The following is a 13,682-nucleotide window of genomic DNA, read 5'->3' as shown; positions in this document are numbered from 1 at the left end:
TGCCCCCATGCCGTTCGTCATCGTCTCGGGCCTGTCGGGGAGTGGAAAGAGTACCGTGCTGCGCACGCTGGAGGACGCGGGCTTCTTTACCACCGACAACCTGCCGCCGGAGCTGTGGGGCGCGATGCACGACCTGGCGCAGGCGCGCGGACTGGAGCGGGTGGCGGTCAGCACCGACGCGCGCACGCGGGACTTTCTGGGGGCGCTGGAAGACAGCTACGTGCGGCTCTCGCGCCGCCGCGAGGACCTGCGGGTGCTGTTTCTGGAGGCCGACTCGGAGGTGCTGCTGCGGCGCTACAACCTGACGCGGCGCGAGCATCCGCTGGGCGAGACGCTGCTGGTGGACTTCGTGCGCGAGCGCGAGCTGCTGGCCCCGCTGCGGGCGCTGGCCGACATCGTGATCGACACGACGAACCTCAGCGCGGCGGACCTCTCGCAGAAGGTGCTTCAGACGCTGCGGCTGGAGCAGGACTTTCACCTGCGGCTGCTGAGCTTCGGCTTCAAGCACGCCCCCCCGCGCGACGCGGATCTGGTGATCGACGTGCGCTCGCTGCCCAACCCCTACTACGACCCGGCGCTGCGCCCCCGCACCGGGCTGGAGGCCGACGTGGCCCGCTACGTCTTTCAGGACGGGGCCTCGGAGCGGTTCTACGGGGAGGTGCGCGATTTCGTGCGGTCGGCGGCGGGGCGCGCGCGGGACTCGGGGCGGCGGGGCTACACGGTGGCGATTGGCTGCACGGGCGGGCAGCACCGCTCGGTGGCCGTCGCGGCCCGGCTGGCGCAGGACCTGGCCGACCTGGGGGCACAGATCACCGACCACCGCGACATTCCACCCGGCGACGGGCCGCTGGAGGCGGGCGGATGAGCGAGCTGCCCCGCAGCGAGGCCGCGCGGGCACGCCGCCGGGCCAGGATGTGGCTCACGCCGGGCATGGGCGTGAAGCGCTGGCTGCTGCTGTTCATCGTCTGCACCTTCGTGGGCGCGGTGGGGTTTCTGCACTTCACCTGGACGGGACCGCTGCATTTCGTGGCGACCCGCTGGATTCTGTGGCTCAATGCGCTGACGGGCAGCAACTTCCTGCCGCTGTACGCGGCGGGCATGGCCGTGATGGCGCTCTCGCTGGCGGGGGCGTTCCTGAGCATCGTGATGCTGAACCGCTCGCTGCTGCGCTCGACCGGCACGGCCCCGGAAACGGCGGTGGACCTGATCTATTCCCACCGCGCCCTGTCGCGCGGGCCGCGCATCGTGGCGGTGGGGGGCGGCACCGGCCTATCGAACCTGCTCTCGGGGCTGAAGGCGCACACCGGCAACATCACCGCCGTCGTGACCGTCGCGGACGACGGCGGCTCCAGCGGGCGGCTGCGCGAATCGCTGGACATGATCGCGCCCGGCGACCTCACCGACTGCTACGCGGCCCTCTCGGACAGCCCGGTGCTCGCCCGGCTGCTGCTGCACCGTTTCGGGCGCGGCGAGGGGCTGGAGGGCCACACCTTCGGCAACCTGCTGCTCGCCACCCTCAGCGAGGAACAGGGCGGCCTGCAAGGCGCGATGCGTGACGTGCACGAGGTACTGCGGGTGCGCGGGCAGGTCTTTCCGGCCACCACCATGCCCGCCACCCTGGTCGCGCGGCTCTCGGACGGGCGCGAGGTGCGCGGCGAGAGCGGACTGGCGCAGCAGGTGGGCACCGCCCGCGTCCAGGACGTGCGGCTGGAACCGCCGGACCTCCCCGCCCTGCCTGCCGTGCTCGACGCCCTGCGGGACGCCGAACTGATTGTGCTGGGGCCGGGCAGCCTGTTTACCAGCATCCTCCCCGCGCTGCTGGTGCCGGGTATCGCGCAGGCGGTCCGCGACTCGGGCGTGCCGCTCGTCTATGTCGCCAGCCTGATGACCGAACCCGGCGAGACCACCGGCCTGAGCCTGGAAGACCACGTGACCGCCATCACCACCCACCTGGGCCGCGCCCCCGACTGGGTGCTGCTCAACAGCACGCCTGTGCCGCCCCGCGTGCAGGCCCGCTACGCCCTGGAAGGCGCGCAGGTGCTGAACCTGCAAGGGGCCAGCCGCGACCTGCGCGGGCGGGTCCGCAGTGCCCCCCTCCTCCAGCCCGGCGACATCGCCCGCCACGACCCGGCGGCCCTGGCCCAGGCCCTGCTCTCGCTGATTGCGCGCACCCGCTCGGCGGCATGAGCGAGTAAGGGGTGAGCGAGCGGGGGTGAGGTTGCGCCCTCTGCTCACAGCCGCCGGAAGCTGGCCCCTCCCCCTCCCCTGTTCACCCCCCGGCAGTCAGCCGCTATGCTGGCGCGCGTGCTGACGCTTCTCACCGCCGCGCTCCTGTCCTTTTCCGATCCTGCGGGGGACGCGCGCGGAGACGGCGGCTACATCCTGCCCACCCGCCCGGCCATGAGCGCCGACGCGCTGGACCTGCGCTCCTTCCAGGCCAGGCCGCAGGGGGGCGGGATGCGCTTCGTGGTGGGGCTGGGCCGCATCGAGAATCCCTGGGGTGCGCCGGGCGGCTTCTCGGCAGGCGTGACGGACATTTTCGTGGGGGGCGGACTGGGGGGGCAGCGCACGCTGGACGGGCTGCGGTTGAACACCACGGGCGGCGGCTGGGAATACCACCTGCGCGTGACGGGTTCGGGCAGCACGCTGGAGCGGGTGCCGGAAGGCGGGGGCGCACCCGTCCGCCTACCCGACCCCACCATGCGGGTAGAGGGGACCAGCCTGGTGATAGACGCGGCGGTTCCCCCCGGTGAGTACGCCTACTGGGTCACCAGCAGCGTGTACTCGCCCCTCACGCCCGACGGGGTGCTGCGGCCCGTGACCACGCCCGGCCCCACCGCCCTCCAGGCAGGCCGCGCCGACGCGCCGGTGCCGGTGGATGTGCTGTCGCCCTCCGGCGACCCCGCCCCCTACACGCAAGGCACGCTCGCCCCGGTCGGCCGCACGCGCGACACGCGCACGCTGGTGCTGGTGGGACTGGGGGGGCTGGGCCTGCTGCTGGTGGTGGCGGCCACCGTGCGGGTGTGGCGGCGGGGCGACTGAGTGAGGGTGCCCGCCCCCCTGCTGATTCTGCTGGCCGCCGTGCTGTGGGGCCTGCTGGGCATCCTGGGCAAGAACGCGCAGGCGGCCGGTGTGGGGCCGCTGGAGGTGGCCTTCTGGCGGGCGGCGCTGGGCGGGGGCCTGTTCGCGCTGCACGCCGCCCTGACCCGTGCGCCCCTGCCCCGCGGGCGTGACCTGTGGCTGACGGTGGCCTTTGGCGTGGTGGGCGTCAGCGTCTTTTACGGGGCCTACCAACTGGCGGTGCGGGCGGGCGGCGCGAGCCTCGCCAGCGTGCTGCTGTACACCGCGCCGGCCTTCGTGGCGCTGCTGGGCTGGGCGCTGCTGCGCGAGCGGCTGGGCGTGCGCGAGGGGCTGGCGGTTGCCGGAACCCTGGGGGGCATCGCCCTCATCAGCCTGGGCGGGGGCCAGGGCGTGAACGTGACGGTGGCGGCACTGGGCTGGGGCCTAACCGCCGGATTCACCTACAGCCTGTACTACCTGTACGGCAAGACCTTCTTCGCGCGCTACGCGCCCACCGCCCTCTACGCCGTCGCGCTGCCGGTGGGGGCACTGGGGCTGCTGCCCTTCGTGAGCTTCAGCGCCAAGACGACCGCCGCGTGGGGGAGCCTGGTGGGCATCGCGGTGCTGAGTACCTACCTGGCCTACCTCGCCTACAGCGCGGGCCTGAAGCGGCTGCCCGCCACCCGCGCCAGCGTGATTGCCAGCCTGGAGCCGGTGGTGGCGGCGGGCCTGGCCGCCCTGCTGTTCGGGGAGCGCCTCTCCCCCACCGCGCTGCTGGGGGCGGCGCTGGTGGTTGGGGCAGCGCTGCTGCTCAGCGTGGGGGGGCGGGACGGGTAAAGTTCAGCCCGAAGAGGTCCGCACGCAAATACTCGGTGTTCCACAGCCGGTAGGCCCGCAGCCCCAGCCACATGTCGTCGAGCGGCAGGGCCAGGCCGCCCCCGTCGTCCTTCAGCTCGAAGCAGAACACGGGTTCCTGCACGGCGCACAGACGCCGCCCACTCAGGAGGTAGACCTGGCCGTCCGCCCGCTGCCAGCGGCCCTGAAGCTGCACCGCGTCCAGACGCCGGACCAGACGCGGCAGGCCGTCCGCCGGGTTGAACCACAGCAGCCCGCCCCCGACCCAGAGGGCGAGCGAGACCGCCTGCGCCGAAACCAGCACGGCACTCGCCGCCAGCAAGGGGCGGTGCCGGGTCCGCCGCATCACCCACAGGCCCAGCAGAACGCTTCCCAGACTCCCCAGCCACTTCCCCGGAAGACCGAACGAGGAGTGCGCGAACGCCCACACGGGAAAGCCCACGCTGAGCAGCAGGACCAACCACCGCCACCCCCACACCCTTACGACCTCCCCAGCAGCCCGGCCACCACGACCGGCCCACACAGCAGCACGGGACAACCGACCAGCAGCAGGAGGCCCCAGAAGCGGCGCGGAATCAGAAACGTCAGGACCACCAGGGCTACGCCCACCACAAGCAGGGCCAGCAGCACCCACCCCAGCGGGGACAGGACGAGGAGCAGTGGAAAAGCGTCCACGCTCCAGTGTGGCATTCAGAGCCTCTTTTAGAGCATTTGTCGTAGAGATGGCTGCTTTTTTTGACCCTCTCCCCTGGCGGGAGAGGGCCTTGCGCAGCAAGGGGAGAGGGGGAAAAGGGCACGCCCTCCCGGCGCACCCCGCCTGTCCTGAGGACCCTTTTCAAACATGCATTCAGGGGAGGACGGGGCCAGACAGGACGGGGCCAGGCTCACCCGCCGCCCCTTCCGTCTTCAATGCCCCTCCAGGTCGAAGTCCCATTCGAAGGAGCGGCCCCAGGGCAGCGAGGCATCCTCCAGGCGGTAGGTCAGGCCGACGCGCAGGGGGAAATAATCGCGGGCGAGGGCCAGCAGCCTGGCCTGGCCCTCCGGGGTGTTCAGCTCGGCCTCGGGAATGGCCTGGCGAAGGGCAGCGCGCACCTCGGCGCTGTAGATCACGTCGTTGGCGTACTCGCGGGCGAGCAGGGCGTCCTGGCGCAGCGGGTCGGCCCCCTCCAGCGAGAGGCGGGCGTGGGCCAGCGCGGTGCCCAGGTTGTTGCCGGGCGTGCCCCAGGCAGCCAGCGCACGCAGATTGGCATGCTGGCGCAGGGTGGCGAGGTCGGACCACAGCCGCGTGTTGCCCAGGTTCACCTGCGCCACGTCCGCGACGGCGACCGGGCCGCGCCGCAGCAGGGCACTGACCCGCAGGGCCGCCTGGCGCGGATCGCCGCCGTTGTACACGTACAGCGTGAGGTCGGCCGGGCCGGAATCCACCACACGGAAGCTGCTGGCCTGGGCATGGTTCGCCGCGCTCTGCGTCAGGGGGATGCCCTCGTACTTGATAACGGCACGCGCCTTCGCCGGGTCGCTGTACTCCACGCGCACGGTGCGCTCGGCCGGGGCCTCGGCGCGGGCCACCAGCAAGCTCAGCACCTCGTCGGCCCCGGGGTAGACGCGCACGTTGGCGGGGGCCTCCTTTGCCAGCGCCGCACCCTCTGCCGGGGCGGGGCTGCCGGGGAGGGCGTCGTCCCAGGTGACGTGCAGTTCCTTGAACACCCCGTCCCGCGCCCAGTTCAGCATCTCGCGCACCACGGCCAGGTTCCGCGCCCGGTCGGTGGCGTCGGGTTCGCGCGGCAGGGTGATGAAGGCGTAAACCGGCTGATGCGTCCGGGCCTGCCAGTCCCGGACGGGCTGGAGGCGGGCCAGGGCCTGCGGCGCGGTCAGCGGGCTGCTGCGCGACTGCACCAGGCCCCCGTAGGCAAAGGCATCCAGCGCGACCACCAGCGGCTGGTCGGTGGGTTGGGCATTCAGCCAGGCCGCCAGCGCCGCCGGGTCGGCCCCACGCTCCGCGTTGCCCAAGAGGTCGGCGGGGGGCACCTCCACCTGACCGCCGTCCACCCCCGCTATCAGGGCCGGAAGCACCCGCGTCGCCGGGCGCGAGTCGAGCGGCACGAGAATCTGCGCGCCCACCGGCGGGGCGAGCAGCAGCGCGGACAGCAGCGGGAAAAGACGCCTCATACCCGGCAGCCTAGAGGCGGCAGGTGAGCGGCAGCCGAGCAGAGCGTGTAGAGGCCGGGCCGCCCGCAAAAACCCCGCACCACGCGGGGAGGTTCCCTCAGGGTGCGGGGTAGGGCGAACAGCTCTCAGGAACGCTGCACGTCGTCGGTGGCCGCAGCGGGCGTGACCGTCTGGGGGATGACGGCCTGGGGAGCCACCGGGGTCGCGGCCTGGGCCTGGGCAATCGGCGGCACGACGGCCTGGGCGACCACCGTCTGGGCGGGAGGCGCGGCCTGGGCGGGCGTCTCGCGCAGGCTGCCTTCCAGTTCCTCCTTGAGGCCCTGGGTACTCTTGCGGAATTCGCGGATGCCCGCGCCCAGGCTCTTGCCCATCTCGGGCAGCTTCTTGGGGCCGAACACGAGCAGCGCGACGATCAGGATGACAAAAAGTTCGGGAGCACCGATGTTGGGCATGTGTGGACCTCCGTGGGATGGACGGAGCCTGAGAAGCGGCGTCCTGCCCAGAGTGTAGACCCTGCGCCCTCAGCCAAACGTCAGGCCGGCATGAGAAGTACTGAAAGGGTCAGGAGGCCAGAAGAGTCAGGAGGGCGGCGGCCCCTCCCGGTACGCCCGCAGCGTCCCGTTCATAAAGGCCACGTAGAGCGCCCCGGCAGCGGCCAGCGGCGTCGCCTGCACGCCCTCGCGCTCGCGCCGGCTCCAGCGCACGGCCCCGGTCTGCACGTCCAGCGCGGCCAGCTCGCCCGCCTCCGACGCGAGGAAGACCAGCCCGGCACTCAGGACGGGGCTGGCGGTGACGCGGCCTTCCAGGGTGTGCGACCACACGTCCTCGCCGTCCTCCAGGCGCAGGGCGCGCACGGTGCCGCCCCACCCGGCCACCACGACCAGCCCGTGCGTGACGGCCCCTTGAGTCACGGCAGGCGCGGCCCAGATTTCGTCCTCGATGTCGTAGGTCCAGAGGGTGGGGTCGGGCGAGGCGAGCTGCACGCGGCCGGACGCGGCACTCAGGCTCAGGGCGTGGACCTCGCCGGGCCAGGTGGGGACGATCAGGGTGGCCTGTCCCGGCGCGGTCGGAATCAGGGCGGGGGTGGCGTGGACGGTGCCCACCTCCACCTTCCAGAGGGGCGTGCCGCTGCGGGCATCCAGCGCGTGCAGCCAGCCGTTCTCGTCGCACAGCAGGGCCGCCCCCGCCCAGACCACCGGGGAGGCGGCGACCGGGCCGCCCGCGCGGTAGGCCCAGGCGAGTTCGCCGGTGCGGGCGTCCAGCGCGTGCAGGTGCCCGTCGCGGCTGGCGGCCAGCACGCGGCCCGCCCAGAGGGTCGGCGCACCCGTGAACTCGGCGCGGGCCTGGTGCCGCCACGCTTCCTGCCCGTCCGCGAGCCGCACGCGGCGCAGGGTGCCGTCCCAGGCCCCGTACAAGATGTGGCCGTCCAGGAAAGTCGCCGGGGCCGTCACCTCGTCGCGGGCGGCGTAGGTCGCGTAGGGCCGCCCGGAGGCGTGCATCAGCACCAGTTGCCCGCCGCGCGTGCCGACCGCCAGCAGGTCGCCCTCGCCCACGACGGCGGCGGGCCACGTCACCTCGCCGGGGAGGGGCACACTCCAGGCCTCGCCGAGCGTCTCTGCACGGGCGGGGCCGTCGGGGTGTTCGCCGGTGCGGGCGCGGCCCCCCCGGTACTGACCGCGCGCGTGCCTCACCCACACGTCGCGCCGCGCGAGTGCCCACAGGTGCGCGGCGGCCTCGCCGCTTTCGGGGCGGTCCTCGGGCTTCTTGGCAAGCAGGGCCAGCAGCACCCGCGCCACCGCGTCGGGCACGGCGGGATTCAGGTCGCGGGGGTCGGGTACCTGCTCGTAGACATGCTGGAACAGCACGCTCTGGTCGCTGTCGCCCACGAAGGGCGGCGAGCCGCAGGCCACCCGGTACAGCACCGCCCCCAGCGCGTAGAGGTCACTGCGCGGCCCCACGCCCACCCCGCGCGCCTGTTCGGGGGCCATGTAGGCGGGCGTGCCCAGCGTGACGCCGCTGCGGGTGAGGTGGCGCGAATGCTCGCTGAGGGCCACCAGCCCGAAATCCATGATGCGCGGCATCCGCGCGTCGTCCAGCAGGATGTTGCCCGGTGTCAGGTCCCGGTGGACGATGCCCTGGGCATGGACATGCCCCAGCGCGCGCGAGGCGAAGGCCGCCGCCGTCAGGAAGTGCGCCAGCGGCCCCGGCGCGTCCTCCAGCGGGCCGAGGGCCGTCACCGGGCCGCCCGTCAGCAGCGGCATCGTGAAGAACACGCGCGCGGCTCCCCCCGCGTCCTGCGCCTCGCCCAGGTCCAGCACCGGCACCACGCCGGGGTGCGTCAGGCGGGCCAGCGTCCGCACCTCGCGCAGAAAGCGGGCGCGGTCGCCGTCGGGGAGGTGGGGGTGCAGCACCTTGACGGCCACCTCGCGGTCGAGCCGCAGGTCACCTGCGCGGTAGACCTTCGCGCTGCCGCCCTCGCCCAGCAGGGCGCGCAGCACGTAGCGGTCGTTGAGGGTCGCGCCAGCCTCCATCGCAGGGAGTGTAGCGCCGGGGGCGGGAACGTGCGTGCCGTACCATTTCAGTATGCCCTCACAACGTGCCGAGCTTGATGTTCGTGGCTACCGGAACGAACCGCTGGAGTACCGCTACCGGAGACAGGCAGATAAGCCAGCGGGGCTGGGTCTGCTCCTGCCGGGCATGGGTTACGGTCTCGCGCATCCGGGCCTGCGTTACTCTGCTCTGCTGCTGGACGAGCTGGGCTTTGATACGTTCGGCCTGGAAACCCGCTACAACAGCGAGACCTTCAAAAATGCTTCCGACGAGGAGGCGCTCGCCTGGCTGGGAGCAGACGTGGCCGGCGCTCTGGCCGCGGCGAGGGCCGCCCGTGATTCCTCGCGGCTGTGTATCGTCGCCAAATCCCTGGGCACCCTGGGCCTGCACCTGCTGCTGAGCGGGGAACCGTTGCCGCCCCAGACCAGCCTGGTCTGGCTCACGCCGCTGCTCCAGTACCCGGAGGTGCGGGAGAGCATCAGGCAGCAGGCCTCTCACTCCCTGGTCGTGATCGGCACCGCAGACCCCCATTACCGGAAGGACTGGCTGGACGAACTCGCCGCAGCGGGAGCAACCCTTCTCGTTCTGGAAGGGGCCGACCACGTGTTCGAGAACACGGGCGACGCGCTGGCCTCGGTGGGCAACCTGGAACAGATCGTCGGGGGGATGAAGGCATTTCTCCAGGCGCACCCAGGACTCTGAGCGGCTTTCCGGGGGCCGCGTGCAACTCATGCCCGTTCATGCTCTGATGGCACCATGCGTCAACCAAACGTGCGCGCTGTGCTGGGCGCGCTGGTCGCGGGTGCCCTCACCCTGGGTTCCTTTGCCCTGGCGGCCGTCGAGAACGACCTGACGACCGTCCTGAAGTTCGGCCCCCGCGTGACCGGCAGCGCGGCCAACGAGCAGGCCCGCAGCTACTTCGAGGAGCAGTTCCGCACGCTGGGGTACACCACCCGGCGGGAAGCCTTCACCTACCCCCGCTTCGACGACCTCGGCTCGGACGTGCGGGTGGGCGAGCGCCTCCTCGCGGGCCTGGCCCTCCAGGGCACCGCGGGCGGCGAGGTGAGCGCGCCCGTGGTCCTCGTGCCCGGCGTGGGCACGCCCGAGGACTTCCGCGGGGTGGACGTGCGCGGCAGGGTCGCGGTGGTGCAGCGCGGCCAGATTCCCTTCCTCCAGAAAGCCCGGAATGCCCTCGCGGCGGGCGCGGCAGGGCTGATCGTGGTGAACAATGGGCCGGGGGAACTGCACGGCACCCTGGGCGAGCGGGTGGAGTTGCCGGTGCTGGCCGTCACACGTGAGGACGGCGCGGCCCTGCGGGAAGGACAGCCCGTCACGTTGTGGGTGCGCGTGCGCGAGGGCGAGGTGCGCGGCGTGAACGTGGTGGCCTCGCGGCCGGGCGTGACGCAACCCGACGTGCTGTTCGGGGGGCACCTCGATTCCGTCACGGGGGCACCGGGCGCGAACGACAACCTCTCCGGCAGTGTGGCCGTGCTGGAACTAGCCCGCCGGGCAGCGAATACGCCCCTCGCCGCCCACAGTTTCTTCGTGCTGTTCGACGGGGAGGAAGATGGCCTGCGCGGCTCGCGGGTATTCGTGAAGGAGAATCCCGGCCTGGTGCAACACCTGAAGGCCATGTTCAACTTCGACATGGTGGGCGTGAACGCCGCACCCCTCGCGGTGGGCGGAGACAGCGCCCTGGTAGACACCGCGCGGCAGGGAACGCCGACGCTGGGGACCTTCCCGGCGGGCGGGGACAGCGATCACGCCTCCTTTGCCCGCGCGGGTGTGCCGGTCCTGTTCTTCCACCGGGGGCTGGACGAGCACTACCACCAGCCGGGGGATACGCTGGCGGACCCGGCACTGATTCGGGGAACGGTAGACACGGCCCTGAGGGCGGCGGACGCGGTGCTGGGTGCCGTTTCTGCCGGAAAGTGACGGCGGGCGTTCTGACGGACTTCCCCAGGGCTGACGCTACCCTGCATCCATGACTTCCCCGCGCCCGCTGGATGCCGTCGTCGTCGGGGCAGGGCCGAACGGGCTGGCCGCCGCCATCACGCTTGCGCGGGCGGGGCTGCGGGTGCGGGTGCTGGAGCGCCACGCGCGGGTAGGCGGGGGCCTGAGCAGCGCCCCCCTCACCCTGCCCGGCTTCATTCACGACGTGGGCAGCGCGATTCATCCGCTGGGGTTCGCCTCGCCCGCCTTCCGCGAGTGGCCCCTGCACGCCTTCGGGCTGGACTGGGTGCAGCCGGATGCTCCTTACGGGCACGTGCTGGAGGACGGCACGGGCGTGGTGGTCGAGCGTGACCTGGAGGCGACCGCGCAGAGCTTCGGGGAAGATGCCGGGGCATGGCAGGCCCTCTTCGGCCCCCTGGTAGCGGGCTGGTGCGGCCTGCTGGACGACGTGTTGAAGCCGCTTCCGCGCCTGCCCCGGCACCCACTGACACTGGCTCGCTTCGGGCTGCGGGGGGTGCCACCGGCTACACTGACGGCACACCTGCTGAAAACGCCGGAGGCGCGGGCGGTGTGGGGGGGGCTGGCCGCCCATGCCAACCTGCCGCTGGGGACGCCGGGAACGGGCGCGGCGGCGCTGCTGCTGGGCACCCTCGCGCACACGGTCGGCTGGCCCTTTCCCCGCGGTGGGGCGCAGGCGCTTGCGGACGCGCTGGCCGCCTACCTGCTATTCCTGGACGGCGAGGTTGAGACGGGGGTGGAGGTGCGCTCACGGCGCGACCTGCCCGCCGCCCGCGCTGTGCTGGTAGATTCCAGCCCCGGCGTGCTGCTAGACCTGCTGGGGGACCGGGTGACGCCCGCCTACCGCGCCTGGCTGCGCCGCTACCGCTACGGCCCCGGCCTGCTGAAGCTCGACTACGCGCTAAGTGGCCCCGTGCCCTGGCGCGACCCCGCGCTCAGGCGGGCTGGAACGGTGCATCTCGGCGGCACGCTGGAGGCCATCACTGGGGCCGAGGCGGGCGTGGCGCGGGGAGTGGCCCCGGAGCGGCCCTACGTGCTGGCCGCCCAGCACACGCCCTTCGACCCCAGCCGTGCGCCCCCAGGACACCACACCCTCTGGGCCTACGCCCACGTGCCGCCCGGTACGCCCGACACCTACGCCACTGCCATCGAAGCCCAGCTGGAACGCGCCGCCCCCGGCTTCCGCGACCTCGTGCTGGCCCGTACCACGACGAACGCGCGGCAGCTTCAGGCCTTCAGCCCGGTCTTTCAGGGCGGCGACGTGAACGGCGGCCAGGGCGACCTGTGGGGCCTGCTCGCCCGCCCCGTGCCCACGGCGACCCCGTACCGCACCCCCGCCCCCGGCGTGTACCTGTGCAGCAGTGCCACACCCCCAGGCGGCGGCATCCACGGCATGAGCGGCTACTGGGCGGCGCGGGCGGTGCTGGGGGACGTGTTTGGGAAGTAGGCGGTGCGCGGGACGCAGTGCGCGGGAGGAAACAGACCGCGTACCGCGCACTGCCTCCCCTCAGTCCCCCAGAAACACCTGCCGCACGCACCCGCCCCCGGCTTCCCGCGGCGGCAACCCAGCCTCGGCGGCCTCGCGCAGGCGCTGGAGGACCATCGCGCGGGTCGGCCCCTCGCCGTAGATTTTGACGGCGTCGTCCGTGAGCAGGATTTCGAGGGCACCCTCTCCCTGCGTCACGCGGAAGACGCGGCCCGTGGGTTCGCCTGCGGTCGTGACCTGCGCTCCGGCGGGAAAGCCCTCGTGTTCCACCTGGGTCTGAAAGTCCATGGGGCTATTGTGCCCGTTCAGGCCGTGGGGACAGCCTCCCGGAGCTGGCCGGGCGTGACGGGTTCTCGCAGCAGGCGGGCGAAGGTCATCATGCCAGCTTCCTTACGGCCCCCAGTTTGACCCTTGGGGTCTACAGCATCAAAAGGTGCTGAGGATTGAAACACGAGGTCGCCACCCACGCTATACGTGAAGATGTACGCCCGGAAGTTCGGCTGCGAGATGAAGCGCAGGCTCTGGCGGGCGCGGTCCTCGCTGACCACGGCGTAGCGCCGCAGGAAGGCCAGCACCTCGGCTTCCGGTGCGCCGTCTTCGTGCAGCATCAGGGCCGCCGTGCCGCTGACGCTCTTCAGGCCCTCGCGGGCGCGGCTGGCGGCCAGGTACGCCCGCACGTCGTCGGGGTCCAGCCCGGCCATCCCCACCAGCTCGCCCGTCAGCCACGCTTCCAGTTCCTCGCGGCTCATCACGGCGGCGCGGGCGTTCACGGCGATGCCCTCGCTCACCACGCATTCGGGGGCGTTGATGAGTTGAATCCCGTGTTCCAGCCAGCCGCGCTCCCGCACCAGCCGCGCCTCCTTGGTCGCGTGTTCGGTGTGGTGACCGGGGTAGCCCTCGTGCGCCAGCAGGTCGGGAAGGTCGGGCAGCAGCAGGGGCAGGTCGGTGTTGAGGTCGATGCGGCTTCTCAGGTTGCCCAGCGGCCAGTTGTAGCCGGTCCAGGGCTTATCGCTGACCAGCCCGATAGAGAAGTCCTCGCCCTCCGGCAGGCCGAAGCGTTCGCGCGTCCGCTCGCGCAGCGTGGAGAGAATGGGCTGGGCCACCCGCAGGATGTCGTCTTTGAGCAGGACCACCCGTGACCGCAGCGCTTCCTCCCGCTCGTTCAGGGAACCGGAGCCGGGCAGCGCCGCGTCCAGCGCCCCCAGCGCCGCCTCCAGATCGGCCGTGTCCGCCCGCACGGGGTCGATGTCGTACAGGCCGCGCACCTCGTCGGCGTAGGGCAGCGTCTCGCCCGCGAGCCGCCGCGCCAGGGTGTGCATCGCCCGCACCTGCACGGTCAGGAAGGCCCGCCGCGCCTCGTCCTCCACCCCCGAAACCTCGTCCAGCAGGGCTTGCGCCTCCGCGCGCAGCTCGGCGGGGTCGCGCCGCGTCCGGTCGGCCCAGTCCTGGGGGCCGCCGTACCCGTCGATAAAGCCTTCCGAGTGCGCGTCGAGGGCGTGGGCGAGGCGGATGTAGCGTTCGGCGGGGTCGGGCGCAGGGGTCATGGGGGCAGGATAGACCGGCCCGCCGAGACTGGCGCCACCGCGTGTGC

General features: G+C 72.3%; 14 protein-coding genes. 7 read left to right on the top strand and 7 right to left on the bottom strand.

Features of this window, described 5'->3' with window-relative positions:
- Positions 1–7: 7 nt before the first annotated feature.
- From rapZ to ABEA67_RS03370, 4 genes are all read left to right on the top strand, one after another.
- Positions 8–865: an RNase adapter RapZ gene (gene rapZ / locus ABEA67_RS03385; RefSeq protein WP_345460867.1), complete on the top strand. Its 858-nt coding sequence runs from the start codon at positions 8–10 to the stop codon at positions 863–865.
- Complete coding sequence (locus ABEA67_RS03380) at positions 862–2,187, top strand: gluconeogenesis factor YvcK family protein (RefSeq protein ID WP_345460864.1); 1,326 nt, start codon at positions 862–864, stop codon at positions 2,185–2,187. The genes rapZ and ABEA67_RS03380 overlap by 4 nt, the downstream gene beginning before the upstream one ends.
- Positions 2,188–2,304: 117 nt before the next feature.
- Entirely contained in the window at positions 2,305–3,042 is a 738-nt protein-coding gene (locus ABEA67_RS03375) for a glucodextranase DOMON-like domain-containing protein (protein WP_345460861.1), read from the top strand.
- A complete protein-coding gene (locus ABEA67_RS03370; RefSeq protein ID WP_345460858.1) occupies positions 3,043–3,897 on the top strand; it encodes a DMT family transporter in 855 nt (284 codons plus the stop codon).
- On the opposite strand, the gene ABEA67_RS03365 is transcribed toward ABEA67_RS03370, so the two are convergent.
- The 5 genes from ABEA67_RS03365 to ABEA67_RS03345 all read right to left on the bottom strand — a co-directional run bounded on the left by ABEA67_RS03365 (position 3,872) and on the right by ABEA67_RS03345 (position 8,615).
- Complete coding sequence (locus ABEA67_RS03365; protein WP_345460855.1) at positions 3,872–4,375, bottom strand: hypothetical protein; 504 nt, start codon at positions 4,373–4,375, stop codon at positions 3,872–3,874. The two genes, ABEA67_RS03370 and ABEA67_RS03365, sit on opposite strands and share 26 nt — an antisense overlap.
- Before the next feature lie 20 nt (positions 4,376–4,395).
- Complete coding sequence (locus ABEA67_RS03360) at positions 4,396–4,590, bottom strand: hypothetical protein (protein ID WP_345460852.1); 195 nt, start codon at positions 4,588–4,590, stop codon at positions 4,396–4,398.
- A gap of 231 nt (positions 4,591–4,821) precedes the next feature.
- Positions 4,822–6,084 carry a DUF4127 family protein gene (locus ABEA67_RS03355; protein WP_345460849.1) on the bottom strand — a complete coding sequence of 421 codons (1,263 nt, stop codon included), beginning with the start codon at positions 6,082–6,084 and terminating at the stop codon, positions 4,822–4,824.
- A 125-nt stretch (positions 6,085–6,209) separates the two neighbouring features.
- Positions 6,210–6,536, bottom strand: coding sequence for a Sec-independent protein translocase subunit TatA/TatB (locus tag ABEA67_RS03350; RefSeq protein WP_345460846.1), 327 nt, complete (start codon positions 6,534–6,536; stop codon positions 6,210–6,212).
- 126 nt (positions 6,537–6,662) lie between these two features.
- Complete coding sequence (locus ABEA67_RS03345) at positions 6,663–8,615, bottom strand: protein kinase domain-containing protein (RefSeq protein ID WP_345460843.1); 1,953 nt, start codon at positions 8,613–8,615, stop codon at positions 6,663–6,665.
- Between the two features lie 52 nt (positions 8,616–8,667).
- Between ABEA67_RS03345 and ABEA67_RS03340 the strand changes: the two genes are divergently transcribed.
- The 3 genes from ABEA67_RS03340 to ABEA67_RS03330 are packed head-to-tail and all read left to right on the top strand — an operon-like array spanning position 8,668 to position 12,052.
- Entirely contained in the window at positions 8,668–9,336 is a 669-nt protein-coding gene (locus tag ABEA67_RS03340; protein WP_345460840.1) for a hypothetical protein, read from the top strand.
- A 54-nt stretch (positions 9,337–9,390) separates the two neighbouring features.
- Positions 9,391–10,569, top strand: coding sequence for a M28 family peptidase (locus ABEA67_RS03335; protein WP_345460837.1), 1,179 nt, complete (start codon positions 9,391–9,393; stop codon positions 10,567–10,569).
- Positions 10,570–10,618: 49 nt separating this feature from the next.
- Positions 10,619–12,052, top strand: a complete 1,434-nt coding sequence (locus tag ABEA67_RS03330; RefSeq protein WP_345460835.1) for a phytoene desaturase family protein — start codon at positions 10,619–10,621, stop codon at positions 12,050–12,052.
- 60 nt (positions 12,053–12,112) lie between these two features.
- Here ABEA67_RS03330 and ABEA67_RS03325 read toward each other — a convergent pair whose 3' ends face one another.
- Together ABEA67_RS03325 and ABEA67_RS03320 are read right to left on the bottom strand one after the other, a co-directional pair.
- Positions 12,113–12,379, bottom strand: a complete 267-nt coding sequence (locus ABEA67_RS03325) for a hypothetical protein (RefSeq protein ID WP_345460832.1) — start codon at positions 12,377–12,379, stop codon at positions 12,113–12,115.
- A 17-nt stretch (positions 12,380–12,396) separates the two neighbouring features.
- Positions 12,397–13,635, bottom strand: a complete 1,239-nt coding sequence (locus ABEA67_RS03320; protein WP_345460829.1) for a hypothetical protein — start codon at positions 13,633–13,635, stop codon at positions 12,397–12,399.
- Positions 13,636–13,682: the final 47 nt, after the last annotated feature.

It is taken from the genome of Deinococcus carri (assembly GCF_039545055.1).
GTDB lineage: Bacteria > Deinococcota > Deinococci > Deinococcales > Deinococcaceae > Deinococcus > Deinococcus carri.
The sequence above is the reverse complement of the archived record's forward strand: the minus strand, read 5'-3'. Positions and strand labels throughout refer to the sequence as shown.

Bases quoted from the DNA above. Each gene is read 5' to 3' on its own strand.
- ABEA67_RS03325 (WP_345460832.1), bottom strand. From the start codon at position 12,379: ATGGACTTTCAGACCCAGGTGGAACACGAGGGCTTTCCCGCCGGAGCG.
- ABEA67_RS03380 (WP_345460864.1), top strand. From the start codon at position 862: ATGAGCGAGCTGCCCCGCAGCGAGGCCGCGCGGGCACGCCGCCGGGCC.
- ABEA67_RS03355 (WP_345460849.1), bottom strand. From the start codon at position 6,084: ATGAGGCGTCTTTTCCCGCTGCTGTCCGCGCTGCTGCTCGCCCCGCCG.
- ABEA67_RS03330 (WP_345460835.1), top strand. From the start codon at position 10,619: ATGACTTCCCCGCGCCCGCTGGATGCCGTCGTCGTCGGGGCAGGGCCG.
- ABEA67_RS03340 (WP_345460840.1), top strand. From the start codon at position 8,668: ATGCCCTCACAACGTGCCGAGCTTGATGTTCGTGGCTACCGGAACGAA.
- ABEA67_RS03320 (WP_345460829.1), bottom strand. From the start codon at position 13,635: ATGACCCCTGCGCCCGACCCCGCCGAACGCTACATCCGCCTCGCCCAC.
- ABEA67_RS03345 (WP_345460843.1), bottom strand. From the start codon at position 8,615: ATGGAGGCTGGCGCGACCCTCAACGACCGCTACGTGCTGCGCGCCCTG.
- ABEA67_RS03335 (WP_345460837.1), top strand. From the start codon at position 9,391: ATGCGTCAACCAAACGTGCGCGCTGTGCTGGGCGCGCTGGTCGCGGGT.
- rapZ (WP_345460867.1), top strand. From the start codon at position 8: ATGCCGTTCGTCATCGTCTCGGGCCTGTCGGGGAGTGGAAAGAGTACC.
- ABEA67_RS03350 (WP_345460846.1), bottom strand. From the start codon at position 6,536: ATGCCCAACATCGGTGCTCCCGAACTTTTTGTCATCCTGATCGTCGCG.